Annotated in this window: 32 protein-coding genes; 31 read left to right on the forward strand and 1 reads right to left on the reverse strand. The window is 68.7% G+C overall.

The genetic code is table 11. The features are described 5' to 3' along the window. Nucleotides 1-167 precede the first annotated feature (167 nt). The 30 genes from ABD374_RS06355 (at nucleotide 168) to ABD374_RS06500 (ending at nucleotide 23,763) form a co-directional block, all read left to right on the forward strand. The gene (locus ABD374_RS06355) at nucleotides 168-767 is read left to right on the forward strand and encodes a hypothetical protein (protein ID WP_344492003.1); all 600 of its coding nucleotides are present in this window, start codon (nucleotides 168-170) and stop codon (nucleotides 765-767) included. A gap of 22 nt (nucleotides 768-789) precedes the next feature. Then, nucleotides 790-1,074 carry an HNH endonuclease gene (locus ABD374_RS06360; protein WP_344492006.1) on the forward strand — a complete coding sequence of 95 codons (285 nt, stop codon included), beginning with the start codon at nucleotides 790-792 and terminating at the stop codon, nucleotides 1,072-1,074. A 2-nt stretch (nucleotides 1,075-1,076) separates the two neighbouring features. Beyond that, nucleotides 1,077-1,322: a hypothetical protein gene (locus ABD374_RS06365; protein WP_344492009.1), complete on the forward strand. Its 246-nt coding sequence runs from the start codon at nucleotides 1,077-1,079 to the stop codon at nucleotides 1,320-1,322. Further along, on the forward strand, nucleotides 1,319-1,519 hold the full coding sequence (locus ABD374_RS06370) for a hypothetical protein (RefSeq protein WP_344492012.1): 201 nt from the start codon (nucleotides 1,319-1,321) through the stop codon (nucleotides 1,517-1,519). The genes ABD374_RS06365 and ABD374_RS06370 overlap by 4 nt, the downstream gene beginning before the upstream one ends. A gap of 2 nt (nucleotides 1,520-1,521) precedes the next feature. After that, nucleotides 1,522-1,743 carry a hypothetical protein gene (locus tag ABD374_RS06375; RefSeq protein ID WP_344492014.1) on the forward strand — a complete coding sequence of 74 codons (222 nt, stop codon included), beginning with the start codon at nucleotides 1,522-1,524 and terminating at the stop codon, nucleotides 1,741-1,743. A gap of 6 nt (nucleotides 1,744-1,749) precedes the next feature. Next, nucleotides 1,750-2,190 (forward strand): AAA family ATPase, encoded by a 441-nt coding sequence (locus tag ABD374_RS06380; protein ID WP_344492017.1) that lies wholly within the window; start codon nucleotides 1,750-1,752, stop codon nucleotides 2,188-2,190. Nucleotides 2,191-2,471: 281 nt separating this feature from the next. Further along, on the forward strand, nucleotides 2,472-2,756 hold the full coding sequence (locus tag ABD374_RS06385; RefSeq protein ID WP_344492020.1) for a hypothetical protein: 285 nt from the start codon (nucleotides 2,472-2,474) through the stop codon (nucleotides 2,754-2,756). Continuing rightward, nucleotides 2,689-4,212: a terminase gene (locus tag ABD374_RS06390; protein ID WP_344492023.1), complete on the forward strand. Its 1,524-nt coding sequence runs from the start codon at nucleotides 2,689-2,691 to the stop codon at nucleotides 4,210-4,212. Before ABD374_RS06385 ends, ABD374_RS06390 begins: the two co-directional genes overlap by 68 nt. After that, nucleotides 4,206-4,385: a hypothetical protein gene (locus ABD374_RS06395; RefSeq protein WP_344492026.1), complete on the forward strand. Its 180-nt coding sequence runs from the start codon at nucleotides 4,206-4,208 to the stop codon at nucleotides 4,383-4,385. Before ABD374_RS06390 ends, ABD374_RS06395 begins: the two co-directional genes overlap by 7 nt. After that, complete coding sequence (locus ABD374_RS06400) at nucleotides 4,382-5,626, forward strand: phage portal protein (protein ID WP_344492029.1); 1,245 nt, start codon at nucleotides 4,382-4,384, stop codon at nucleotides 5,624-5,626. The genes ABD374_RS06395 and ABD374_RS06400 overlap by 4 nt, the downstream gene beginning before the upstream one ends. Further along, nucleotides 5,613-6,368 carry an HK97 family phage prohead protease gene (locus ABD374_RS06405; protein WP_344492032.1) on the forward strand — a complete coding sequence of 252 codons (756 nt, stop codon included), beginning with the start codon at nucleotides 5,613-5,615 and terminating at the stop codon, nucleotides 6,366-6,368. Before ABD374_RS06400 ends, ABD374_RS06405 begins: the two co-directional genes overlap by 14 nt. 65 nt (nucleotides 6,369-6,433) lie before the next feature. Further along, the gene (locus tag ABD374_RS06410) at nucleotides 6,434-7,699 is read left to right on the forward strand and encodes a phage major capsid protein (protein WP_344492035.1); all 1,266 of its coding nucleotides are present in this window, start codon (nucleotides 6,434-6,436) and stop codon (nucleotides 7,697-7,699) included. Nucleotides 7,700-7,716: 17 nt separating this feature from the next. Next, on the forward strand, nucleotides 7,717-8,106 hold the full coding sequence (locus tag ABD374_RS06415) for a hypothetical protein (RefSeq protein ID WP_344492038.1): 390 nt from the start codon (nucleotides 7,717-7,719) through the stop codon (nucleotides 8,104-8,106). Continuing rightward, on the forward strand, nucleotides 8,106-8,321 hold the full coding sequence (locus ABD374_RS06420) for a hypothetical protein (protein WP_344492041.1): 216 nt from the start codon (nucleotides 8,106-8,108) through the stop codon (nucleotides 8,319-8,321). Before ABD374_RS06415 ends, ABD374_RS06420 begins: the two co-directional genes overlap by 1 nt. Nucleotides 8,322-8,327: 6 nt before the next feature. After that, nucleotides 8,328-8,975, forward strand: a complete 648-nt coding sequence (locus tag ABD374_RS06425) for a hypothetical protein (RefSeq protein WP_344492044.1) — start codon at nucleotides 8,328-8,330, stop codon at nucleotides 8,973-8,975. 44 nt (nucleotides 8,976-9,019) lie between these two features. Continuing rightward, entirely contained in the window at nucleotides 9,020-9,793 is a 774-nt protein-coding gene (locus tag ABD374_RS06430) for a hypothetical protein (RefSeq protein WP_344492047.1), read from the forward strand. Further along, the gene (locus ABD374_RS06435) at nucleotides 9,794-10,261 is read left to right on the forward strand and encodes a hypothetical protein (protein ID WP_344492049.1); all 468 of its coding nucleotides are present in this window, start codon (nucleotides 9,794-9,796) and stop codon (nucleotides 10,259-10,261) included. It begins immediately after the preceding gene. Between the two features lie 27 nt (nucleotides 10,262-10,288). After that, the gene (locus tag ABD374_RS06440) at nucleotides 10,289-10,528 is read left to right on the forward strand and encodes a hypothetical protein (protein WP_344492052.1); all 240 of its coding nucleotides are present in this window, start codon (nucleotides 10,289-10,291) and stop codon (nucleotides 10,526-10,528) included. A gap of 3 nt (nucleotides 10,529-10,531) precedes the next feature. Beyond that, entirely contained in the window at nucleotides 10,532-11,518 is a 987-nt protein-coding gene (locus tag ABD374_RS06445) for a phage tail tube protein (protein WP_344492055.1), read from the forward strand. Nucleotides 11,519-11,530: 12 nt separating this feature from the next. Beyond that, a complete protein-coding gene (locus ABD374_RS06450) occupies nucleotides 11,531-12,043 on the forward strand; it encodes a hypothetical protein (RefSeq protein WP_344492058.1) in 513 nt (170 codons plus the stop codon). Nucleotides 12,044-12,051: 8 nt separating this feature from the next. Then, nucleotides 12,052-12,591 carry a hypothetical protein gene (locus tag ABD374_RS06455; RefSeq protein WP_344492061.1) on the forward strand — a complete coding sequence of 180 codons (540 nt, stop codon included), beginning with the start codon at nucleotides 12,052-12,054 and terminating at the stop codon, nucleotides 12,589-12,591. Nucleotides 12,592-12,667: 76 nt separating this feature from the next. Then, nucleotides 12,668-16,387, forward strand: coding sequence for a hypothetical protein (locus tag ABD374_RS06460; RefSeq protein ID WP_344492064.1), 3,720 nt, complete (start codon nucleotides 12,668-12,670; stop codon nucleotides 16,385-16,387). 3 nt (nucleotides 16,388-16,390) lie between these two features. Beyond that, complete coding sequence (locus ABD374_RS06465) at nucleotides 16,391-18,841, forward strand: LamG-like jellyroll fold domain-containing protein (RefSeq protein WP_344492067.1); 2,451 nt, start codon at nucleotides 16,391-16,393, stop codon at nucleotides 18,839-18,841. An 11-nt stretch (nucleotides 18,842-18,852) separates the two neighbouring features. Further along, entirely contained in the window at nucleotides 18,853-19,269 is a 417-nt protein-coding gene (locus ABD374_RS06470) for a hypothetical protein (protein ID WP_344492070.1), read from the forward strand. Further along, entirely contained in the window at nucleotides 19,266-19,778 is a 513-nt protein-coding gene (locus ABD374_RS06475; RefSeq protein ID WP_344492073.1) for a hypothetical protein, read from the forward strand. The genes ABD374_RS06470 and ABD374_RS06475 overlap by 4 nt, the downstream gene beginning before the upstream one ends. A 63-nt stretch (nucleotides 19,779-19,841) precedes the next feature. Then, nucleotides 19,842-20,573, forward strand: coding sequence for an N-acetylmuramoyl-L-alanine amidase (locus ABD374_RS06480; protein WP_344492076.1), 732 nt, complete (start codon nucleotides 19,842-19,844; stop codon nucleotides 20,571-20,573). Between the two features lies 1 nt (nucleotide 20,574). Beyond that, complete coding sequence (locus ABD374_RS06485; RefSeq protein ID WP_344492079.1) at nucleotides 20,575-20,799, forward strand: holin; 225 nt, start codon at nucleotides 20,575-20,577, stop codon at nucleotides 20,797-20,799. A 21-nt stretch (nucleotides 20,800-20,820) separates the two neighbouring features. Continuing rightward, nucleotides 20,821-21,165 carry a hypothetical protein gene (locus ABD374_RS06490; RefSeq protein WP_344492082.1) on the forward strand — a complete coding sequence of 115 codons (345 nt, stop codon included), beginning with the start codon at nucleotides 20,821-20,823 and terminating at the stop codon, nucleotides 21,163-21,165. A 713-nt stretch (nucleotides 21,166-21,878) separates the two neighbouring features. Beyond that, nucleotides 21,879-23,522, forward strand: a complete 1,644-nt coding sequence (locus ABD374_RS06495) for a hypothetical protein (protein WP_344492085.1) — start codon at nucleotides 21,879-21,881, stop codon at nucleotides 23,520-23,522. Then, nucleotides 23,491-23,763 carry a hypothetical protein gene (locus ABD374_RS06500; protein ID WP_344492088.1) on the forward strand — a complete coding sequence of 91 codons (273 nt, stop codon included), beginning with the start codon at nucleotides 23,491-23,493 and terminating at the stop codon, nucleotides 23,761-23,763. The genes ABD374_RS06495 and ABD374_RS06500 overlap by 32 nt, the downstream gene beginning before the upstream one ends. Nucleotides 23,764-23,926: 163 nt before the next feature. On the opposite strand, the gene ABD374_RS06505 is transcribed toward ABD374_RS06500, so the two are convergent. After that, nucleotides 23,927-24,214, reverse strand: a complete 288-nt coding sequence (locus ABD374_RS06505) for a sigma-70 family RNA polymerase sigma factor (protein ID WP_344492091.1) — start codon at nucleotides 24,212-24,214, stop codon at nucleotides 23,927-23,929. Nucleotides 24,215-24,301: 87 nt separating this feature from the next. Between ABD374_RS06505 and ABD374_RS06510 the strand changes: the two genes are divergently transcribed. Continuing rightward, entirely contained in the window at nucleotides 24,302-24,898 is a 597-nt protein-coding gene (locus ABD374_RS06510; protein WP_344492094.1) for a hypothetical protein, read from the forward strand. Nucleotides 24,899-24,991: the final 93 nt, after the last annotated feature.

The following is a 24,991-nucleotide window of genomic DNA, read 5'->3' on the forward strand; positions in this document are numbered from 1 at the left end:
GCGCGGAATTCACCAGGGAACTCATAGAGTCGGGCGAGACACCGCCCCTGCCTGCCGGCGCCCGCTCCGCCTGACCGCCGCATGTCACGGAACAGCCACACCGCCCCCAAGGCCCCCCGCTCAGGCGCATGATGCCCCTCTCATCACGCAACGCCCCTGGGGGGACCATGCGCACCACCACGGCCGCACTCGCCGCCGCCCTGCTGATCGTCAGCCTCACCGCCTGCGGAAGCACCGACAACGCGGACGCGAAGGCCACCAGCAGCGAGACACCGACTCCGGCAGCCACCACCAACTCCCCCGAAGCCGAGCCCACCCCGACACACCAGCCCATCCTCAAGCTCGGCACCACCTGGGAGTTCGAGAGCACGGAAGACTCCGGCGACAACATCGCCGGCACGGTCACCGTGCTCGACTACAAGCAGGGCGTGCGCTCTATCGTCTCGGCAGACGAGGACAGCGGCACGGACGGATACGAGTGGGCTTACGTCGAACTCAAGACGTGCAGCACCAGCGGGTCCTTCCTTGCCTCCGTCGAGCCGTGGACGATTTCCTACGAGGACGGCACCCGCGTCGAATCGTCCAGCACCACCTACGACGACTTCCCCAAGCCTGAGTACCCGGTGGAGACGCAGCTGACCACCGGCAAGTGCGTCAGGGGGAAGCTCGTGTTCGCCGTCCCGGGCGATAGCTGGCCGCAGAACGTCGTCTACGCGCCCTACGGGCTGGACGCCCCGCAGGAGTGGGCCGTGCCCACTGAGGGATAGCCGACTGGGGAGGTGGGCGTCCGTGGCCGTCAACATCCGCAACGGGCGCCCCTACCGCCGCCTGTGCCAGCAGCAGCGGGCCCTTGGTCTGCCATGCTGGCTGTGCGGCCACAACATCGCCTACGAGATCAAAGGCCCGGCGGCCGGCCGTCACCCGCTCGCCTTCACCCTCGACCACCTGATCCCCCTGTCCAAGGGCGGCGACCTCCTCGACCCCGCCAACGCCCGCTCGGCGCACCGCAGGTGCAACTCGGCCCGCGGCAACCGGACCACGGTCAAGCAGACCCGCGCATCGAGGAGATGGTGACCATGGTCGATCTCGGCCCCCTGCACAGCGACGACCCCCGCGCCCAGCTGCTGCGCCGTCAGCCACCGCCGCCACGCTGGTACGAGTACAGCTACACGGCCACCGGTCCCGAGTACTGGCTGCGCTTCCTCCTCGGCGAGTCCCGGGAGTTCGCCTACGTCGTCCCCCGCCGCATCGCCTGCCGCCTGCTGCGCCGCCACAACTCCACCTGCGTCGGTCGCCCGGCGCCGCATCCACGGAGGTGGTGACCACGTTCGGACGCAGTCGCTGCCCCACACACGACGTACCGTCAGCACGGCGCATTGCCCAGCTCGAAGCGGAGGCGGGCATCGACCCCGGCGCCGTGGCCAAGCATCAGGCCAACGCGCCGGACTTCGTCGAGGCATACGCCAACCCCAACATCATCGACTGCGGGCGACCTGCCTGCAGCGCGCGGAGGTGGTGACCATGAAGCGCTCCGACCTCACCACCACCGAAGTTCTGGTCGCCGTGCACACACACCAGTTCCGCGCGTTCGAGCACCTGACCGAGACGTACCCATCGAAGGTCGTGTGCGCCGCGTTCGAACGGGACATCAGGTCTGACCTCTTAGAGTGTGGCGTCTCGCTGGTGCGGCCATGGCTCGCTCCTGCGGGTGAGCAGCAGGTGAGGGCTGAAGGCCGGAGGTAACGGTCCGTGCTGTACGTCATCACAGGCCCGCCGGCCGCAGGCAAGTCCAGCTGGATCCGTGCGCACGCCAAGCCGACCGACGTGGTCATAGACCTGGACCTGATGGCCCTGGCCATGGCCGGGCCAGGCGCCGACCACCACGCGCACGGTGAAGTCCTGCTGCGTGTCGTGCACCGAGCACGGCAGGCCGCGATCCGTGAGGCCGAGCAGCACCTCGACCAGGTCGACGTGTACCTGATCCACACCATGCCGCAGGGCAAGGCGCGCGCACGGTACAAGCGGCTCGGCGCGCGCATCATCGTCGTCGATCCAGGCGAACAGATCGTCAGGCAACGCGTGCGTGACATGCGACAGCCAGCGATGGAAGCCGTGGTGACGCGCTGGTATCGCGATCACCGCAAGGGTGGGTCACGCCCCGTCACTGCCCAGGCGTCGCGGGCCTGGTGATTTCGACAGCCCACCCTCGGCTACCGGGGACTGGCCGGCATCACGCACCGTGCGCGGGGGGTGCGGACCGGCGCTGGGCGTGAGCGCTTCGGGGTTGTGACCTGGGCTCGAAGGGTGGGAGTGGGTTCAAAGTTGAGGATGAAGGCGGGCGACCCAAACGCCCTTCTCGCCCTGTTTTTTGCGCGCCGATTTTCAAAGCCGATCTTGCTTGTGAAACTCACTTCGATACAAAGTTGAGCGTCACCCTGTGTGACGTAACACAGGGTGACGGAGGTCGGTTCATGATCGCTGACGCCATCCGGGCCGAGCTTGATCAACTCGGGGTCATCGTCGTCTCGCCGGGACTGGCCGCCGTCGCGATCAACCTCGCCGAGGCGCTCGATGAAATCCCAACCGGTGACGCCCCGACATCCAAGGCGGTCGTCGCCGACAAGCTCACCGCAATCATGACCAAACTGCGCGGCCTCGCGCCTGTTCAGGCGAAGGGGGACTCGGTCGATGACATTGCTGAGCAGCGAGAAAAGCGCAGGTCAGAAGCCCGGCGACGCAGCGAGCAGTCCGGCTGACAACGTCGTTTATGGGTACCAGAAGCCGCGCCTGCTGACCGTGCCCCCCACCGCGCTCTCCAGCGCGGGGCAGGAGGCCGTCGATCTGGCAGCCCGCGCCGGCTTGACCCTCGACCCCTGGCAGCAGTTCGTCCTCGATCAGGGAATGGGTGAGCGCGCGGACGGCAACTGGGCGGCGTTCGAGGTCGCGGTGAACGTCCCGCGCCAGAACGGCAAGGGCGGGATCATCGAAGCTCGCGAGCTGTGGGGCCTGTTCATCGGCGGCGAAAAGCTGATCCTGCACAGCGCTCACGAGTTCAAGACAGCGAAAGCCGCGTTCAAGCGCATCCAGGCTCTGATTCGCCGAACCCCTGACCTGCACAAACGTGTCAAGCAGTATCGGCAGACCGTCGGCGAGGAAGGCATCGTGCTCCACTCGGGGCAGGAGCTACGATTCATCGCCCGCTCGAAGGGCTCCGGCCGCGGCTTCACAGGCGACTGCAACGTCATGGACGAGGACATGATCCTCGGTGATGCGGAGATGGACGCGCTCATGCCGACCATGGCCGCCATCGCCAATCCGCAGATCTGGTACCTCGGGTCCGCGGGCATCGGCGCCCCGTCCGTGCAGCTGGGCCGCCTGCGGCGCCGGGCGCTCGCGGCGCTGGGGGACGGTACGCCCGACCCGTCGCTCGCGTACTTCGAGTGGTCGATCAACGCGCATTCGGACGAGTGCCGCCCCGACTGCACGGAGCACGACAACGTGGACGCACCGGAGTCGGTGCTCAAGGCGAATCCGGCGGTCGGCTATCGGCTCACCCTGGAGAAGACGCTGAACGAACGGCTGTCGATGGGGGCGGCCGGCTTTGCCCGTGAGCGCCTCGGTGTGGGCACCTACCCCTCCGATGCGGCGGATTCGTGGCAGGTCATTGGCGAGGACGCATGGCGGGCGCTGGGCGATGGCACGTCGAAGCCGGGCGACCCGGTGGCATTCGCCGTCGATACGACGCCGGAGCGGTCGCACTCCGCTATCTGCGTAGCCGGCCCGAGCGGGGACGCGACCCACGTCGAGGTCGTCGACCACCGGCCCGGTACGGGCTGGGTGGTTGAGCGGATGGTGGAGCTGCAGGAGAAATGGGGGCCGCGGGCCATCGTGGTCGACCCTGGCGGCCCGGCCGGCTCGCTCATCCCGGACCTGGAGAGGGCGGGCCTGCAGATTGCCCAGCCTAAAACCCGTGAAGTGGCGCAGGCGTGTGGCCAGTTCTACGACGCGGTGAGCGACCAGAGCCTGGTGCACTTGGATCAGGCGCCGCTCGCGACGGCTCTCGCGGGTGCCGACAAGCGTCCGCTGGGTGACGCGTGGGCGTGGGCCCGGCGCGGCGTGAGCACGGACATCAGCCCGCTGGTGGCCGTCACGCTCGCCCGCTGGGGCCTCGGCGTTGAGGTCGAGGAGCAGGGGGCGCCGAACCTGTGGTGACTCCCCAACGGCTCCTGCTCGCGCTGGAAGTCGTGTTCGTCCTGGTGATGCTGGCCGGCGTGACCATGGTCTCCGTGCCCATGGCTCTGATCCTGGGCGGCCTGCTGGGTGTTCTCGCTGTTGAGCGGGCCACGGTCCGGCGCCCGAAGCTGAAACGGGAGGTACGGCAGTGAGCCTGTTCGGCCTCTTCGAGAAACGCAGTATCGAGAACCCTGCGGTGCCGCTGACGTCAGCGTCCCTGACCGAGCTGCTGGGCGGGGTGGAGCTGGATGCCGGCGTGGCGGTCACTGAGATCAGCGCCTTGCACATGCCGGCCGTGTGGCGGGCGGTGGCGGTCATCGCGGGTCTGTCGGCCTCTCTGCCGCTGCACGCTTACACGGCAGGGACGAAGGACCGGGTCGCTGTGCCGCTGCTCGATGACCCGCACCCGGAGCTGACCCCGTTCGAGCTATGGCGCCTGAATTACGTACACCGCCTGCTGTGGGGCAACGGGTACCTGCAGAAGGTCCGCAACCGTGCGGGTGATGTTGTGCAGCTGTGGCCGGTGCGACCGGACCGGGTCAAGGTCGACCGCGAGCAGCCGACCGCGGAGAATCCCAGCGGCAAGGTGTTCTGGATTCAGGACGACAGGGGCGACCGGCTGCGGCGCACGTCCCGGGAGATCCTGCACACGCCCGCGCTTGGGTACGACGGGGTGACCGGCTGCTCGCCGATCCGCGCCGCGGCCCAGGGCATTGGTCTGGCTGTGGCTGCGGAGAAGTCCGCGGCCCGGCTGTACGGGTCGGGCAACATGATCTCCGGCGTGCTGCAGACCGAGCAGCGCCTGAACCCGGAGCAGGCCGCGCAGCTCAAGGCCAGTTGGAAAGCGAAGCTCAGCGGGCACCAGTCCGCGCACGACATTGCCGTGCTGGACTCCGGCGCCTCGTTCTCCCCGGTGACCATGCCGTACAAGGACAGCCAGTTCCTTGAGTCCCGCCAGTTCCAAGTCGTCGAGGTTGCCCGCATGTTCGGGGTGCCGCTGTTCCTGCTGATGGAGACGCAGAAATCCACGTCGTGGGGCACGGGCCTGGAGCAGCAGGCGCAGGGATTTGTGACGTTCGACCTGGGGCCCACGTGGCTCACGCCGACTGAGCAGCGCGTCACCAAGGAGCTGCTGCCCCCTGGGAAGCAGTACGCCAAGTACGCGCTGCAGGGGCTGCTGCGCGCAGACAGCACGGGGCGGGCCGCGTTCTACCGGGCCATGCGTGACGTCGGGGCGCTCAGCGCCAACGACATTCGCGCCCTGGAAGACATGCCGCCGCTGCCGGCCGGCGCGAACGGCGACACGTACCTGCAGCCTACGTACATGGCCCCTCTGGGCTACGACCCGCAGGATCTGCAGAAGCCACCGGAGGGTGACGATGACGAGGACTGAGGAGCGGCGCGATCTCGCCCTGGCCACGGCCGGGGTGCAGGTCCGTGCCGGTGGCGACGATGGGACACCGGGGTTTGGCGGCCACGCCGCGGTGTTCAATTCCCGTACCGCGATAGGTAACCCGCTGACCTGGGGGTTCTACGAGGAGATCGCCGCCGGGGCGTTCACGAAGACCATCGGGGAGGGCGACGCCCGTTTCCTGGTGGATCATGACACCCGCCTGGTCGTCTCCCGGGTCTCCGCCGGCACGCTGCGCCTGGCCCAGGACGCGGTGGGTCTGGCGGTCGACGCGGATCTGGACAGCGAACTGTCCTACGTCCGCGATCTGGTGGTGAACCTGCGGAACAAGAACATCACCGGCATGTCGTTCGGGTTCCGGGTCGTCAAGGACGACTGGGAGACCGTGAGCGTAGAGACGACAGTGGACGGGGCCAAGGCCGAGGCCGAGGCGGAGCTGCGCATCATCCGCGAAGTGCAGCTCTTCGAGGTCTCCGCCGTGACGTTCCCCGCCTACGAGGACACCGACGCCGGCCTGCGGTCGGTCGGAGTGGCACTGGCCGCCCGCGGTGACGCTGACGCCTTCGACCGCCGGGCCGCGTACCGGCCTGAACTTCTGGACTTCCGCCGCGAGCCGGCCGAGACCACTCGCAGCACCGACGCCACCCAGCCGGGAGAGACCACTGGGGCCCGTCAGGCGATGCGCATGCAAGCGCTCGCCGCCCGCTACCGCCTGGCGCGGTAACCGCACCCCCCATCCCTCAACCCCTGCGCCGCTTGGCGAAGGGGTTACTCGTGCTGGAGGCACACATGCCCAACCGACTGCAGGGCCTGCTCGACAAGCGGGCCACCGCATGGAACGCCGCGCAGGAGTTCCAGTCCCGCGGCGACGACAGCCCGCTGTCTGCTGAGGACCGCACCGCGTGGGAGGCCGCGCTCGCCGAGGTCGAGACGCTGTCTCAGGAGATCGAGACCGAGGAGCGACACGCCCGCCTGTCGGCCGTCGACTACTCCCAGGTCGTCGCGCCCGGAGCGGACACCGAGGAGGCTGAGGAGGACCGGGCGCGCCACGGCGGCGAGGAGGGCGTCATCGCCTACAGCAACGCCTGGCGGTCCTGGCTGCGCGACGGCACGCAGGACCTGTCGTCCCAGGAGCGCAACGTCCTGCGCACCGGCTGGGTCGACGGCAAGGAGCTGCGTGCCCAGGGCGTAGCGACCGGCGCGGCTGGCGGCTACGTCGTACCTCCGGAGTTCCGGGCGAAGATGGTCGAGACCATGAAGTTCTACGGAGCCATGCGGCAGGTCTCCGAGGTCATCACCACCGAGTCCGGCGTGACGCTGCCGTGGCCGACGAACGACGACACCGGCAACGTGGGCGCCATTCTCGCGGAGAACACTCAGGTCACCGAGCAGGACGTGACGCTGGGCCAGCAGGACATCGGGGCGTACATGTACACCTCGAAGCTCGTGCGCGTCAGCCTGCAGCTGCTGCAGGACAGCGTCCTCGACTTCGAGTCGTGGCTGGCCCGCAAGCTCGGTGAACGCATCGGCCGCATCCAGAACACCCACTTCACCACCGGCACGGGAACCGCCCAGCCGGAAGGCGTGCAGACCAACGCGGTCATCGGCAAGACCGGCGGCACCGGCCAGACGACCAGCGTTACCTACGACGACCTGATCGACCTGGTGCACTCCGTCGACCCTGCCTACCGCAACTCGGGCCGGGTGCAGTTCATGTGGAGTGACGGCACTCTCGGTTCGGTCCGCAAGCTCAAGGACAGCCAGAACCGGCCGCTGTGGCAGCCGTCCGTACAGGAGGGCGTGCCGGACAAGGTTCTCGGCTACGACTACATCGTCAACCAGGACATGCCCGCCATGGCCGCGAACGCCAAGAGCGTTCTGTTCGGCGACTTCTTCGCCGGCTATCTGATCCGCGACGTGAGCGACATCCAGACCCTGCGCCTGGCCGAGCGCTACGCCGACTTCCTGCAGGTCGGGTTCCTGGCGTTCTCCCGTGCCGACGGGACCCCGCAGGACACCGCCGCCATCCGCGCGTACCGCAACTCCGCCACCTGATCCCGAAGGAGAAGACGATGGCGATCCCGCAGAAGAAGGACAGCACTCCGGAGACGGGGGTGCTGCAGAACAAGCCGTCCGCGAAGGCGGCTGAGCACGGCGACCACGACCGCATCGTCATGGCCTCACGGAAGGCGGACGGGTCCATGGACCAGGTCGCCCCGGAGTTCATCGGCGACAAGGACGTGGCCCTTGCGGCGGCCAAGGAGCAGCTGGGGCAGCAGGCCGCCTCCGCTGTCGATGTGGCCGCGCGCGGCGTCACAGACAAGGCGGGCAACGGTGAAGGTTCGAGTGAGCCGGACGCCGACGTCCAGGCGCTCAAGGAAGCCCAGGACGAGGCCGTCAAGGTGGCCGAGTCGCAGGCTGAGCGCGAGGTCAACGACCGTCACCAGGGGCTGGGTGACTGATGGCCCGCATCCGCATGCTCACCAGCGTGGCGGGTGACGGGTTCTCCTGGGAGGCCGGGCAGGAGATCGACCTGCCTGGCTCCGAGGCGGCGGTGTGGGCGGACGGGCTGCGAGCCGAGCTCGTCCGCGGCGAGCCTCTGCAGACACCTGAGGCGCCCCGTAGCCGTTCCGAGAAGGCTGCACGGCCGCGCCGCGCTCCTGCCCGCAAGGAGTGACGGCAGGTGCCCGGCTTCGGCCTGCTCGTTGACGGCTTCGATGACGGGGTGGTCGATCCGGTGCTGTGGCCGCAGTCCTACGGCAGCCCGGTGGAGGTCGGCGGGCGCGCGCTCATCCCCTGCACCACCGGGTACGCCGCCTACAAGTCCGGCGCCTCCTACTCGCTGCTCTGGTCACGGGTCGCGGCCCGCGTCGTCCCGCCCGCGGCTACGGGCGCCACGACCGCGGCTTGCTCGCTGCTCGTGCTCACGCCCACGACCGGTACCGACGCCGGATTCTTGGTCGACCCGGCACAGAACGCCATGGGCCTGTACCTGCGCGTCGGCTACGCGGACCCTGGCGCGCTGTTCCCCATATACGACCCGGTGGCTCACGCGTGGCTACGGCTGCGCGAGGACGCCGGAACCCTTTACTGGGAGACATCCCCGGACGGGATGGCCTGGACGGTCCGACGCACCGCCGCGACGCCAGCATGGGCCGCGCAGCCAGATCTGGCACTGGTGATCGAAGCGCATCGCGACGCAGGGCCGGATGACTTCGCCGAGGTCGACAGCCTCAACGTCACCCGGGCCGGGCGCCTCGTCCCGACCGACCGCACCGCAGCCGGGCCCGGACCAGCCACCCGCACTGCATCCACCATGACGGGGGGCTGACCATGCCGTTCGACCTTGGGGCAGTGGTACCTCTCGCTACGACCGTGCGCGACGCTGCCGGCGCGCTGGCCAACGCCGGCGCGGTGCAGCTGAGTCTGACGCTGCCCGACGCCACGACCACGACCGTCACTGTCGCGCCGACCTCCACCGGGACCTACATCTACGACTATCCGACCGTGCAGGCCGGGCGGCATGCCGTGCGCTGGATCGCCACCGGGATCAACGCCGGGGCCTACACGGATGTATTCGACGTGCGCGAAGCGTCACCCCCGGCGATCCTGTCGCTGGCCGACGCCAAGAAGCACCTGAACAAGACGGACATCGCCGACGACGACGAGGTCCGCACCTGGAACGAGGCGACCACCCGGGCCGTCGAATGGTTCGTCGGCCCGGTCGTTCCGCGCGCGGTCACCGAGATCCACGACCGCGTGTGGGCCCACCAGCTCGCGCTCTTGCAGACTCCAGTCCTCACCTTGACGTCACTGGCCGCGGTGCGCACGGGCGGCACCTCGTACACCGTCGCCGAGTTCGACGTCGACCAAGCCACCGGAATCGTGAGTCGGTTGGACGGGGGTCGGGTCTCCGGGCCGCTGCGGATCACGTACACCGCAGGGCGGCGCATCATCCCAGCCTCTATCACCTCAGCCGCACGCATCATCCTGCAGCACCTGTGGCGCACCCAGCAGGGGCCGGGCCGCCCGCAGATGGGGACCGGAGACTTCGACGTCAGCGAGCCCATCCCCGGCCTTGGGTACGCGATCCCCAACCGGGCGCTGCAGCTGCTCGACCCGGACCAGCTTCCCCCGGGGGTGGCGTAGATGGCCACCTCCCGGGTACCGGCTGCGATCGACGCCCTGCTCGCCATCTTGCGCGCGGCCCCCGCTCTGGCCGAAGTGACGATCATCGACGGGCCGCCGGTCGGCGACATGGCCGATGCGGACCTGGTGGCCGTCGGCTGGTCGCCATCTGCCGAGGCGGGCGCCGAGCTTGCGCAAGACTTCGCGTCGGCCGGGGCCCGCACCCGCGATGAGGACTTCACCGTCACCGGCTGGATCGAGTCCTGGTCCGGCGACTCCGACGTGGCCCCACGGCGCACTCGCGCGTTCGCCCTCCTGGCCGTCGTCGAGGACGCGATCCGCGCGACCGGCCCCAACCCTGACGCGCCGACCTTGAATGGGGCGGTGCTGTGGGCGCACCTCACGCGCGCACAGCTCCAGCAGTTCAGCACCGACCAGGGCATCCGGGCGGGCCTGGCATTCACCGTGTCCTGCCGCGCCCGCATCTGACCACCCACACCCATCAGGGAGTACGCCATGGCGCGAGTGCGCTACATCGGCGCCGAGCCGGTCACTGTGCCGGAGCTCGGTAGCCGCACCATCCACCCGGACGAGGTCGTCGAGGTGCCCGACAGTCGGTTCGACGGGTACGTGTGCCAGCCGCGGACGTGGGAGGCGGTCGAGGAGCCGCGTACCGAGGACGAGCCCAAGGCGCTGCCGGCGCAGGCGCTCATGAAGAAGAGTGTGGCCGCGGCCCGGCCGCAGAAGGAGAGCTGACCCATGGCGATCGGATCCGGGCTCGGTGCCCAGGTGGGCATTGCGGCGGAGGTGTCCTACGGGACCTTCGCGGCGCCGACCAAGTTCATCGAGTTCACCAAGGAGAGCTTGGCGCTTAAGAAGACGACCGCCCAGAGCGCGGGCATCGCCGCCGGGCGTCTGGTGCCGCTGTCCTCGCGGCGTGTGGTGACGCAGCGCCAGGCGTCCGGCAGCTTGGAGATGGAGGTCACTAACAAGGCCATGGGGGTCTTGCTCCAGTCGTTGATGGGGACAACCGTCACCCCGGTGCAGCAGGCCGCGACCGCGGCGTACCTGCAGGCGCACCTCCTCGCCGACACGGCGGGCAAGAGCCTGGTGATCCAGAAGGGCGTGCCCATGACGACGGGCACGGTGACCGACAAGACGTTCGTCGGCTGCAAGGTCGTCAGCGCGGAGTTCTCGTGTGAGGTCGGTGGCATGCTGACCGCCAGCTTCGAGATCGACGCGAAGGACTGCGACGAGACGCAGACCCTGGCGGTCGCCACGTACCCGGCCATGTCGCCGTTCCACTTCGGCCAGATGAGCGTGAAGACCGGGATCTACGGCACTGAGACGGCGCTCGACGGGATCCGCAAGGTGTCCCTGAAGATCGAGCGCCCGCAGGCCGTCGAGCGCTTCTACGCCGGGCAGGCCGGCCTCAAGAAGGAGCCGATCTCCAATGACCAGGTGAAGATCAGCGGGTCGCTGGAGGGCGACTACGTCAGCACCCTGCTCGACGATCTCCACACCTCGGACGCGGCCACGTCATTCGTCTGGGATTTCACGGGGCCGATTATCGAAGCGGCGCACGCCGAACGGATCACGTTCAAGGTCCCGGCGATCCGCCTGGATGACACACCCCCGGTGGTCGAGGGATTCGACGTGATCAAGCCGACGTTCAACTTCACCGGCCTGTACGACGGGACGAACCCCACGTCCATCGAGTACATGTCCACGGACGTCACGCTCTGAGGAGGTGGCCCGATGGCTGTCTCCTCTTTCCAGATCCTCGGCACCGGCCAGTTGCTGGAGCTGCAGCGCAAGCTGCGGGCGGCCGGACACGAGAACATCCGCCGCAGCATGCAGCGCAGGATCCGCCGGGCGGCCGAGCCGCTGCGCGACGACCTGCAAGCCACGATCCGCGGCCTGCCGATCCGCTCGGCCGGCCGCGCATCCGGAAAGCGGGGCGGGGCGTCCCCGACCACCCGTCCGCTGCGCGGGACGCTTGCCGACGCCATCCGGATCAGCGTCCGCACCAGCGGCAATCCCGGAGCGCGGGTGTGGGTCGACGAGGCCCGCCTGCCTCCGGACCTGAAGAACATGCCCAACGTGATCAACACGGGCCGGATCCGGCACCCGGTGTTCGGCAACCGCCGCCGCTGGGCCACCCAGACCGCGCCGCCCTTGTGGTGGGACAAAACGGTCCGCCGCCGCACCCCCCGCATGCAGTCCGAGGTCGCACGCGTCGTCGACGACGTGCGCCGCCAACTCACCTAGGAGCAGCCTTGATCATCGTCTACACGCCCGAGGGCGGCGAGCCCGAGCACTACGACGCGCGGTCGCTGCTCGCCTCCGAGGCATCCATCGTCGCCAGGACCATCGACCAGACGTGGCCGCAGATCAAAGAAGGTCTGCCCGACGAGGACCTCGACGCGATGCGCGGCGTGGTCTGGGTCCTGAAGAAGCGGCACCAGCCGACCCTGCGGTTCGGGGACTTCGACCCCGGGGTGGAGGAGATGGTCACCCGCTGCGACCAGCGGGAGATCACCGACTGGGTCACCGGCGCGTTCGCGATCCGGGAGAAGGAACCCGATGTGACGACGGAACAGATCGTCCAGGCGCTCCGTGAGGTACCTGCCGCGGCCGTCGACCCGGCCCATGCCGAGGCCCTCATCAAGGAACTCGCCGAGGGCCCAAAAGGCCTGGCGCCCGAGACCGGGCCCGAGGCGGAGTCCATGAGCGCGACGTTGACGAGCTCCGAGTCGAGTACCTCGGACTCTTCGCTCACCTCCTCCACATCGACCCCAACGGAGTCGACCGCCTGACGGTCGACGATTTCTACGCGCTCATCGCCTGGATGGATGCCCACCAGCAGGCCCAGATGTCCGGAGGTGAGTGAGCGTGGCGCAGCTGACGTTCGTGCTCGACGGCCGCGACCAGCTGTCCCGCGTGCTGGACGGGGCGGGTAATGCGGCGGACCGCTTCGGCCGGCGCCTCCTGGCCGCGTCGATCAACGGCGATGCGGCGATGCGGCGCCTCGGCGACCGCGCCACCTCGAGCATGGCCGGGCTGCAGCGCGACTCGGACGCTGGGGCGAAGGCAGTTGAGGCGCTGAAGAAGAGCGTCATCTCCCTTGCCCCCGCAGCCATCCCCGCCGTGTCCGCCATGGCGCCGCTCGCGGCCGGGACTGGCGCTGTGGCGGTGGCGGCAATCGCGTTCACCGCGGCGCTGGTGCCTCAGATCGGTGCGCTGTCGGAAGCGGCGGAAGCCGAGAAGAAATACGACGAGGCAGTTGAGAAGTCGGGGAGGACGTCACAGGACGCGATCACGGCGCAGGTCGAGTACCAGCGCGCCGTGGCCAAGCTGCCCCCGGAGACACGCAAGGCGGCCGCGTCCCTCGGCGTCCTGAAGGACACGTACAAGGACTGGTCCAACGGCCTTGCGGGCGACACGATGGCGCCCGTCACCAAGGGCTTCGCCATCCTCAACGCCCTGCTGCCCAAAACCACCGGGCTGGTGAAGGGCACCGGGCGCGAGCTGGACCGTACCGTCACGATCATCGGCGGGGCGATGGCGAGCCCCGGGTTCGACCGGGTTACCGCGAAGTTCGAGAAGTTCGCCACCGGGACGCTGCAGCGCGTCAATGACGGGCTCGTGAACCTGATGCGCACGGGCGACGCAGGCAAGGTTGGCGCGGGTGCAACGGAGTTCATGGACTTCGCCCGCGCGCAGGGGCCCGTCGTGGCAGACACGCTGCGCAACGTCGCTATGGCGCTGATGAACATTCTTCAGGCCGGGGCCGATGCGGGCGTCGGAATGCTGCAGATCATCAACGGACTGTCGAGCATCGTGGCAGCCGTACCGCCGGGCGCTATCGCGGCACTGCTGCAACTCGCCATTGCCATCAAGGCAGTACGCCTGGCCGCAGTCGGCTTTGGCGCCGCGCGCGTAGCGATGGCCGCTTTCGGCGTGCAGCTGCTCGCGATGCAGACCGCCGCGGCCGGGGCGCCGGGACGGCTCGGTGCGGTAACGGCGGCGATCGGTGCGATGAGCCGCGGCGCGAAGCTCGCGTTGGCCGGTACCGGCATTGGTCTGCTCGTCATCGCCATCAGCGAGCTGGCGTCCATGGGCCGGAGCGCACCGCCGGACGTCGACAGGCTGACGTCATCGCTGAGCTCTCTGGCCGACACCGGCAAGGTCAGCGGTGAGGCTGCCCGTCTTTTCGGGTCCGACCTGAACGGGCTCTTCGACTCGGTGCGCTCCCTGACCGACCCCAGCACGGCCGACAAGGTCCAGCAGTTCCTCGTCGGCTGGTCCGGCTTCGACTCGACCCCGGTCAAGGAAGCCAAGCAGAACTTCGACGCGATCGACGACTCCCTGACGAGCATGGTCCAGGGCGGCCAGTCCGACCTGGCGGCGGCCGCGCTGGAACGACTGAAGGCGGGATACAGGGAGGGCGGCGGCGACGTCGCCAACTTCACGTCCAAGCTGGACGGCTACAAGCAGGCGTTGGCTGACCAGGCGTTTGAGCAGAAACTCGCGGCCGACGCGATGGGTCTGTTCGGGGCGCAGGCTCAGTCTGTCCAGGCCAAGCTCGATGCGCAGAAGGCGTCTACCGACGGTCTGCGCCAGAGCATCATGGCGCTCAATGAGGTCAACCGGGCCGCGCTCGATGGCCGCGCCGGCATGGAAGCCTCGATCGACGCGGCAGCCAAGGCCACTAAGGACCACGCGTCCGCGCTGCGCATGAGTAACGGCGAGCTGAACCTCAACAGCGAGAAGGCCCGCGCCGCCTCGACCGTGCTGACCGACCTGGCGCGGAAGACTGAGGAGAACGTCTCCTCCGCGCGGAACTCCGGCAAGTCGTGGGACTACGCGAAGGGGCAGTACGAGCGTGGCCGCACGGCGCTGATCCGCAGCGCGGACGCGATGGGCCTCACTCGGTCCGAGGCTGTACAGCTGGCCGGCCAGATCCTGAAGACCCCGAACAAAACCGCCTACCTCAAGGGCAACCTCAGCGACCTGCAGGACAAACTCGCCGACGCCAAGGGCCGCCTCAGCAGGGTGCCGGACAGCCGCAAGGCCCAGGTGCGGGCTGACATCGCCAACCTGCAGTCGGCCATCGCCGCGGCGAAGCGGGCGATCGCCAGCGTGCAGGGCAAGACCGTCACTGTCAGGACCCACTACGTGGTGACCGGCAACACGGCCCGACAGCCCGGCTCCGCCGGGTCTCAGCTGAAGTATGCGTCGGGCGGCCTGGTGGGCTTCCCCGGCGGCGGCCCTGTCCGCGGCCCCGGCACGGGCACGAGCGACAGCATCCTCGCCATGGTCTCCAACGGCGAGTACGTCGTGAAGGCCCAGTCCGTCGCGAAGTACGGCGTCCGGTTCCTGCAGGCCATCAACGAGGGCCGTCTGGGCATGGCGGCCGCCCTCGGCTCCGGTGGCGGCTCGATGGGTGGCGCCGGCCGGGAGGTCGGCCGCGGCCTGTCGGCGGGCATGGCATCGAGCACGGCCGGTGTCGAGTCGGCGGCCAGGTCGATGGCGGGCGCGGTCATTACCGGGATTCGTGCGGAGCTGGAAATAGCCAGCCCCTCGAAGAAGACGCGGGCGCTGGCGGCGGATGCGGGCCGGGGCATGCTCATCGGCCTGACCGGATCCAAAGCCAGGATCCGGGCCACCGCGCGGGACTTGGTCAAGGACATCTGGGCGGCCTGGAAAGGCACGCGCAGCACCAAGGACAGCACACTGGTGCGGATGGTCAACCAGGACACGGCCAAGCTCCAGTGGCTGGCCTGGCGGCGGGACATCCTCGCATCGAAGATCGCGGCGGCCAATAAGTACGCCAAGGACATCACGGGTCAGGCGAGAGAGGGGGCCAAGCTCGGCAATCTGGGCCTGGACGCCGAGGAGGTGACAGCGGGCAGCATCAAGGGCGGGCTGGCCGCAAAGCTCCAGAAGATCAAGACCTTCACGGGATACATCAACACCCTGGGGAAGAAGGGCCTGAGCCGGACCCTGCTGAGGCAGATCCTCGATATGGGCCCCGAGCAGGGCTACGCCTACGCGTCCGCGCTGGCTGGCGCATCCAAGGCCACCATCAAGTCCATCAACAGCACCCAGTCGCAGATCGACAAGGCGTCCACGACTCTCGGCCGCGACGGCGCAGATCGCCTGTACGACTCCGGGAAGAACGCCGGCAAGGGCTTCCTGAAGGGGCTGGAGGGCGAACAGAAGAAGATCGAAGACCTGATGATGAAGATCGCCAAAGGCATGCAGAAGGCGATCCGCAAGGCGCTCGGTATCAACAGCCCGGCCAGAAATCTGATCCCCGATGGGGTCAACACCGTCCGGGGCTTGGCGCTCGGAGTCGTCGAGGGCGCCCCCTACCTGGACCGGGCGCTCGGAGTCATTACCGATCGGGCCGCCAGCACGCGCCCCGTCATCGGCCGACCTGCGATCACCGCCGGTGCGGGCAGCGCAGGAGGCGGAATTCACTACCACATGCAGGTCGATGTGCACGCGGCGATGGACCCGGTCGCCGTCGGCCGGGAGCTGCAGCGCGTGCTCGTCTCCTTCGGCAGGAGGCAGGGCGCCACCGTGAATCTGAATGTGGGGAGATGACCCGTGCCGCTGCTGGTGGAAATGGGCTGGGGCGGGCTTGTGCAGGCCCCGGACACGATCACGTGGACGGACATCACCCCCTATGTCGATGTGACGCAGAAGGTGGTGATCACCAGGGGGGCGTCGGATGAGTTCAGCGAGGCGCAGCCCGGCACTGCCACCCTGCGCCTCGACAACGAGCGCAGGCTCTTCAGCCCCGGCCACAGTGGGTCGCCCTATTACCCGTTTGTGCGGCGTAACGCGCCGATCCGAATCAGCGTCGCCGTGATCCCCCAGCAGATCGGTGCGGGTCCGACCTGGCCGCTCGCCCAGCTGGGCGACGACTTTGACGACGGCCGGGTCAACACCACGCTGTGGCCGACGAACACGGGCGGCGCCACCGAAACCAGCGCGGGCCGACTGCGTATCCCGATGACCCCGGGCGTTGACACGAGCTTCGCCAGCGCCAGGGTGTGGACGCTGGCGAGCAGCCAGGTGACCGCCAAGCTCGCGCGGACGCCCACGGCGTCCGGCTCGTCCAGCGCGACCGCGTCGATGTGGGTCACCTCGACCACGGCCGGCACCCGGATCGGCTGGCACTTCAACGCCATCACTCGCGTCCTTTCCGCCATGACGCAGGTCGGCGGCGCCGATGCCACCCCGACCAGCTTCCAGCACGACGTCAGGGAACACGTGTGGCTCCGTATCCGGGAGGCTGGTGGCACGGTCTACTGGGAGACGTCAGGGGACGGGTACAGCTGGACGACGGCCCGCACCCTGGCGACTCCCGCATGGGTCGCCAGCCAGGTCCACGCGGTGGAGTTTCCCACCAGCCGCACCGGCGGCACGGCCAGCGAAATCGAGTGGGACCTGGTCGGCGCGGTCGTGCGGCCGAGGTTTTGGGGCATGGTCAATGACTGGCCCGTCCGGTGGTCGGGCCTGGAATCGACCGTGAGCATCACCGCCACAGACATTTTCAAGCGCCTCAACAGGATGCCGCCGCTGCGGTCCATGCTGTCCGAGGAGATCCTGCAGGCCGCACCGCTGGTGTACTACCCGCTCGCCGAGCCGTCGACATCCACCTCGGCCGGGGACCTGAGCGGCACGGCCGCCGGCGCGCTGGCCATCACCCAGGCGGGCAGCGGAGGCACGCTCGAGTTCGCCGCCGGCACCGGCCCGCCCGCCGCCGGGGAGCCGTGCCCGATGTTCACCCCAGCCTCCACCAGTGCCGGAAAATACTTGACCGCCGACCTGGGCCAGGTTTTTCAGGACACGTCGAGCAGCCGGATCAATTTCATCGAGTGCTGGTTCAGCACCAGCACCACCGGGCGGGTCATCCTCGCCGTCGCGTCAGCTGACCAGTACAACCAGATGGTCTTCGCCCTGTCCGCCACCGGGACGCTGCAGATCGAGTACACCGAGGACGCGCCGGGCGCCACGACCGTCGTACCCATCGCGACCGGGAATCTCGCCAACGGCCAGCTGCATCACATCGCCTACGACGAGTACGCCTTCAGCATCTACGTCGACGGAGTCACCTACTCCACCGGCAGTGCGCCCTCCATGGGCCGCGGCATGCGGAACCTGTCCGTCGGTGGCTACAAGGGCACCCGGCTGTGGTCCGGCAGCATCGCACATTTGGCGTTTTACGCCAACGCGTACTACCCCATGGCCGCGACGCTCCTCGACCACCGCACCGCCGGCACCACCGGATTCGAGGGTGAGACGGCCGATGCCCGTATCGCGCGCCTCGCCCGGTACGCGGGCCTGGACTCCGTCACCATCTCGGGCACCACCCACGACCCGGTCGCCAGCCAGGGCCCCGCCGGCACGGGAGCACTGGCCCGCATGCGCGAGGTGGAGGTGACCGAGTCCGCGAAACTCTTCGCCAGGCGGGACTGGTACGGGCTCGCCTACCAGTCCCGCGACGTGCGCTACAATCCCGACCCGCTCGGCGAGGCGTTCACGATCGCCTACGCGGACCTCGACACCAGCGGGGTGGAGGTGACCGACGACGATCAGAAACTGGTCAATACCGTCGACGCGTCCCGGCCGGGCGGCGCCACGCAGCGCGTCGCCGCACCCGAGTCCGTGGCCACGTTCGGGCCCTACGAGAGATCCCTCGACCTGCTGAAAACCAGTGACAACAGCGTGCTGGACGCTGCGTACTGGCTGGTCTCCCGCTACGCCAACCTCGAGCCGGAGTTGCGCGAAGTGCCGGTCGATGCAGCCACCTTGCCGACGTACCTCGACATCCTCGACGCCGACATCAGCAGTTATTTCAGCGTGACGGCCATGCCGTCCCAGGCTCCCGCTCCCGAGCTGCGCGTCACCGTCGAGGGCTACACCGAGACCCTCTCGGACGTCGAGCACCACATCCAGTTCCGCACCTCGCGCAGCGCGACCGACTCCGTCTGGGTCCTGGGTGACCCGACATACGGCGTCCTGGACTCCACCACCCGACTCGCCTACTGAAAGGGACCCACGTGCCCATCGCCGTGCTCCGCGCTGAGACGTTCTATCTCCCGCCGCCCACCCAACCGCGCAACGCCTGGGACCAGGTGCCCGCAGCCGAGAGGGTCTTCCGGTGGATCGAGTACCGCCTTCAGCGGCGGGTCGTGCCTCCGGAGGCGACAGTCGACCAGACCTATTTCGCGCGGATCAACGGCAACCGGTGGCTCACCGACTGCATCTGCGGCAGCGCCCAGGTCATCAGCCCCACTGACCCCCGGTACGCCTGCACCGAATGCGGCTGGGGCTGGTGCGCGGTCACCTTCCCCGCCGATGTGGCCGCGGTCGAGGCTTCGCTGCTGGAGCTGGCCCCGCACCTGCGTCACTGGTGGAACGAGCTGGACCCGCTCAACCCCGTTCAGCCCGAACCTCCGGCCGAGGAGCCGCAGTGACCTTCACTCCACGAACCTGGGTCGTTGGCGAAACCGTCCAGGCCGCCACCATGAACCAGGAGATCCGCGACCAGTTCAACAGCATGTTCGCCGCCTGGACTGCATACACCCCGTCCTGGACTGCGGTCACCACCAATCCCTCGCTCGGCAACGGGACCTTGAGCGGTCGGCACATGAAGATCGGCCGCAGCTGCAAGCTGCATATCGTGCTCACCATCGGCAGCACGACAACGTTCGGCGCCGGCGAACTGCGGCTGTCTCTGCCGTTCACCGCGGCGAGCGTCACCGGCGGCCCCGGCGTCCTCAATCACACGGTCAGCCGGGCCGGCACCCCCAACTTCGTCATGGGCGCCAGCCCCCTGTCCTCCAGCACCACCACCACCGGATCGGTCTGGCTCTCCAACCCGGGCACGATCGGCGACTGGAACGTCTGGGCGGATGCCGCCCCATGGGCACTCGCCGCCGGCGACATCCTGCGCTGCTACGGCGAATACCAGACCGCCAGCTGACCGACCCCGCCACCCACGCCCCGGCCATCTGGCTCGGGGCGTTCGTCATGTCTGGAGATCTTCATGGCCACACCGCTCACAGCCGACCGGCTCCTGGCCGCCCTGCGCGCCGAGGGCGTCAAGGTCGCCGAGTCCGGCAACTGGCGCACCCACAACCGCAACTCAAAGGGTGCGTGGGGGCCTGTCCACGGTGTGATGATCCACCACACGGTGACGTCGGGTACCCGTCACACCGTTGATCTCTGCCGCAACGGGTACACCGCCCTGCCTGGCCCGCTGTGCCACGGGGTCATTGCCAAGGACGGCACCGTTCACCTCGTCGGCTACGGGCGGGCCAACCACGCCGGCATGGGCGACGACGACGTGCTCCAGGCCGTCATCGCCGAGAAGCCCCTGCCGCCCGACAACGAAGCCAACACCGACGGCAACGCCCGGTTCTACGGCTTCGAGTGCGAGAACCTCGGCAACGGCAAAGACCCCTGGCCCGAGGTCCAGCGAGAGGCGATCGTCCGCGCGTCGGCCGCGATCCTCCGCGCGCACGGCTGGGGCAAGGCCGGCAGCACCTCCGTCGTCGGCCACAGCGAGTGGCAGCCCGGAAAGATCGATCCGCGCGGCCTGCCCGGGGGTATGGACGCGATTCGCCGCGACGCAGCCGAGCGGCTGAAGCACCCCGCCAGCTGGTCGCCGGCCGCACCCAAGCCGCCGACCCCGCCGCCCGCACCGAAGCCCCCCACGACCGCGGAGCGGATCACCGCTCTGGAGAAGCGCGTCACCGCGCTGGAAAAGAGGAACTGACATGGCTGCACCCGTAGAGAAGAAGGTCACCGCCGCCACTGTCGCGGCCTACCTCGGCAGCACCGGCCTCCTGGCCGTGCTCACCGCGATCCAGGACAACTCGGGGCTCGTCGGCGGACTGCCCGACGGCCTGGAGCCGTTCGTCCTGGCACTTGTCCCGACCGCGATCACGTTCGTCTCTGGGTGGGCTGCTCGCCACACGCACCGCGATCCTGCTGGCGTGTGACAGATCTGATCGGAGCCTGCTGTGTCTGACCCGACTGCGGGCGAGCTGGAACGCCGGTACAACGAGCGGTTCGCCGATGTCCGCGAGGACCTGCAGAACCTGCAAGTGCTGATCGACAAGCGAGTGTCGGTCGAGCGCTACCAGACGGATCAGCACTACGGGGACGAGGCGTTCCGGCAGCTCGGCGAGCGGGTCAAGGCCATAGAGGAGGCTCGCACCGCGGAGGCCCGGCAGGTGGATGCAGACCGGCGCGCGATGGAGGCTCAACGCCGCACGGACAAACGGCTCCTCCTCACCGCGTTCGTCGTCCCGGTGCTCCTCGTCCTCCTCCAGGTGTACCTGGCGACGAGAGGGGCCGGTTCGTGAGCGCCCACAAGCAGCCGTCGAGGGCCCATCTCGCAGACCTGCGGTACGCCCTGACCGTCCTGGCCGCGCTCGGAGCGTTCGCCTGGATCGTCATCACCATGCAGGGACAGGGCTCCGAACTCCGCAACGAGCGTGCCGCGCGGGACGCACTCGCCCGGCAGGTGCAGGACATGGGGGGCGAACCCGTCGCGGGCCCGCCGGGCAGCAGGGGTGAGCCTGGCCTCGGTGAGCCGGGCCCGTCCGGTCCCCCCGGCCCCGAGGGTGAGCCCGGCGACCCTGGCCCCACTGGTCCAGTCGGCCCGTCCGGGAAGCCTGGCGACGACGGCAGCGATGGCAGCGACGGCGTGGGTGCGACCGGCCTCCCCGGAAAACCGGGTCAGCCTGGTGAGCCAGGCGAGGACGGTGAGACCGTGATGGGCCCACCCGGACCAGCCGGACCGCAGGGCGAACCCGGGCCCGCCGGTCCGGCTGGTCCCGCCGGCGAGCAAGGGCCGCCTGGAGAACAGGGCCCACCTGGCGAACCAGGGGCAGACGGCCGCGACGGAACGGACGGCCAGTCGTGCCCTGAGGGGTACAGCTGGCAGACCCCCTCCTATGACCCGGCCGCGATGGTCTGCCGCAAGGACGGCGCCCCGGACCCGGAGCCTCCGCCGGGCAACTCGCAGTCGAATGCCCTAGACCCTTTCCGCCGCCAGTACCCGTAGGAGGGCTCCATGTTCCCTGTTGGCGTCGAGACCGTCACCGTCACTGCGGGGGCATCCGGCTACCGCACCCCAGACGGCGACCCTTACCTGGGGACCATCCGGTTCACCCCGTCGGTCGCCCGCGTCACCTCCGCCACCCACGGCGTCATCGCCCTCGGCGCCGTCAACATCAGCCTGAACGCCTCCGGCGGCTTCAGCGAGACGCTGCTGGCCACCGACGCCGAAGGGTTCAGCCCGACGGGCTGGACGTACCGGGTCGACGAGGAGTTCACCAACGCCCCAGGCCGGGCCTACGACATCAGCCTCCCCGCCGGGGCCCCCATCGTGACGCTGCCCGCTCTTGCTCCGGTGGCGTCGTCGACCGGCACGGTCGAGTCGCCTGCCGTGCTGTCCGTCAACGGCGAGACCGGCATCGTCGACCTCAACCCAGCCGACGTCGGCGCAGACCCGGCAGGCGCCGCCACTGCCGCTGTCGCCACCCATGCCGTGGCCCTCGACCCGCACGGCGACCGGGCCTACGGCAACAGCAAGTTCGCCCTCAGCCTCGACCTAGCGGAGCTCGGCGGTACCGTCAATGATCTGTCAACCACAGTCACCGCGGTCGATGGCTTCGTGAACGACTGCCTGGTCAGGGTGCAGGCCATCGAGCAGGGCACTGCCTTCCTGGCCGGCGGGAACTTCACGGCCCCGGTGGACATAGCGGGTTCGCTGGTGGTGAATCCACATGGCGCACCGGCCGGATACCCCATTGGCCAGGCCGGGGCCGCCGAGTCGGTCAGCATCCTCTCGTCCTTCGCCGGCGGTGAGGACGAGGGTCAGCCGGGCCAGTTCGACAGCACGGGCCGCCTGAACTTGTACTCGTACCAGCGTGCGGACGTGGGCAGTTACGGCGAGACGGTCCGGCACTTCCTGATGCGCAAAGACGCAAAAGCGATGGAAGCTTGGTACTTTCCCTCCGGCGGCTACGACGTCAACCGGGACCCGGTCGGCACGATGCGTCCGGTGGTCTGGACGGGGGCGCACTGGGAGGCCAACAACCACGCGAGCAACCACAAGCACTGGAGCGTCGAAACCCCCTCGTCGACCGGCAGCATCGAGACCCGGTTCGAGGTCAGGTGGGGCGACCCGACCAACGACACGGCCATCGCGGGCCTCGACAAGACGATGATCGCGACGAACTTGGCGGACTTCGTGGTGCGCTGCACGAACGGCCAGGAGATGCGCCTGACCAGCCCTGACGGGCAGGAAAAGAAGCTCGTCTTCTCCCGGGATGCGGAGGGTGACCCGCAGTACCGGCGGTGGGCGATCCGCTCCACCAGCGAATCGGAGACCGGCAGCAACGCCGGGTCGAACTGGCAGCTCGCGAGGTACGACGACGCCGGCATCTTCCAGGACAACCCGATCGTCGTCAGCCGGGCCACCGGCAATGTCACGCTCGGGCCGGGGCTGATCGCTCGCCGCGGCTCGGGGTCCGCATCCAGCCTCAGCCTCAACAGCACGAGCCTCGGCGGAGGCATCGGAGTCCTCGCCATGGGCAACGCGCCCACACTGCCTACGGCGTCCGTGACTGGCGGGGGCGTCCTATACGCCGAAGCCGGCGCCCTGAAATGGAAGGGGTCCAGTGGAACCATCACAGTCATCGCCGCAGCCTGAGCCAGACGAGAACGGGCTGCACCACTGCCCGCGCTGCACGGACGCTGTACTCGACCTCGACAAGCACCTCGGTTGGTGCGAGGAACCGACCCCGGATCCTGTCGCCGAGGCCAGGCGACTGATCGCCCTCGACGAGCAGGCCCGCATGCAGGCCTGCGCCGCCGAGATCGAGCAGGTCCTCGCCCGGCACGGCATGCGCCTCGACGTCACCCCCGCGCAGATCAGCATCGCGCCCGCCTGACACAGCCCCTCCCGCTCCGGCGGGAGGGGCTTTCGTCATGCCCGGGAAGCGCCATGGGAGTCGACGCGCATGACGCTCCCATGACCAGAGCTAGCGCATAACGTTCCCTGAAGCGCGCCCGGTTGGGCGGCAGCACTCTCGATAACATGCCATATCGCGGGCGTTATTTGGGATGATTGTCCGAATCTTGGTCCGCACGCTTTCCCGTAGTCCGCCCCTCGGCGATCTGCTGTGCACGCGCCCTGCTGATGCTGAGCTCAGCAGCAACCTGGGCATGGCTGAGTCCGTCGTCGCGCATCTCCTGTACCACACCCTGCCGGATCTCCCGGAGCCAGTGCTGTAGTTCGGGGATCGCCTGAAGGGCAGCCCCGACCGTCTTGGCGCGCTGGATCGGATCGCCTTGCTCGGCAAGGTGTTTGAGGTTCTCGAAGGGGCTCGGCGGGTTCGTCATGGATTCAGTGTAAGGGGTGGGTTGACATTTGTAAGGGGTGCCCTTACATTGATGGTACGGAAACGACGCCAAGCAGGGGAGACGGAAATGGGCGACTGGGTCATCACCTACTACAAGCGGACACAAACCGAGCCGGTGAAGACCCGTCGCGTGAACGGCCTCGACCTCAGCAGCGTGCAGGTCATGGCCGATGAATGGCGCGAGTGGACCAACGGCTACGCCGTCATTGAAGCCGCGCCCGCCGAAGAGGCGCATCCCCAACCCCAGCCGTCCCCTGCCGGGGTCACCGACCACCGAGGCGCTCGCCACCTGGTCAGCCTCGACCGCGAGCGTCATGACTTCTGGACAGCCGCCGGAGAGCTCAAGGGCTCCTGCATCTGCGGCTGGGTCGACTACCAGACCTACCAGCCGGGCGGCGAGAACTACGCCCGTCTCCAACTCCAGTACCGCGCAACTGACCACCTGCCACGCCCCGCCAAGCAGCGGAGAAACACATGCCCTACGCCCGCCTCGTGCCGACCTACGACAACCACAAGCGCCGTGCGACCGAAGCAGATGGAACTGTCCACGCCGCCCGTGGCGCTGCCGGAGGATTCACCACAGCCTGCGTCGCCTATCCCGCACCCGAGGCCGAGCGGCTGGAGTTCGCGCCCGGAGCACCCGTCACCTGCGACGGCTGCCTGAAGGCTCTCGATGGGACTGCCTGACCGCGACGGCGCCCTGACTGAAGGAAGCAGCCGGGGCGCCACTCCGGTTACCCAACACAAGAAGGAAGCT

The sequence above is a fragment of the Streptomyces enissocaesilis genome (assembly GCF_039533765.1).
Lineage (GTDB): Bacteria > Actinomycetota > Actinomycetes > Streptomycetales > Streptomycetaceae > Streptomyces > Streptomyces enissocaesilis.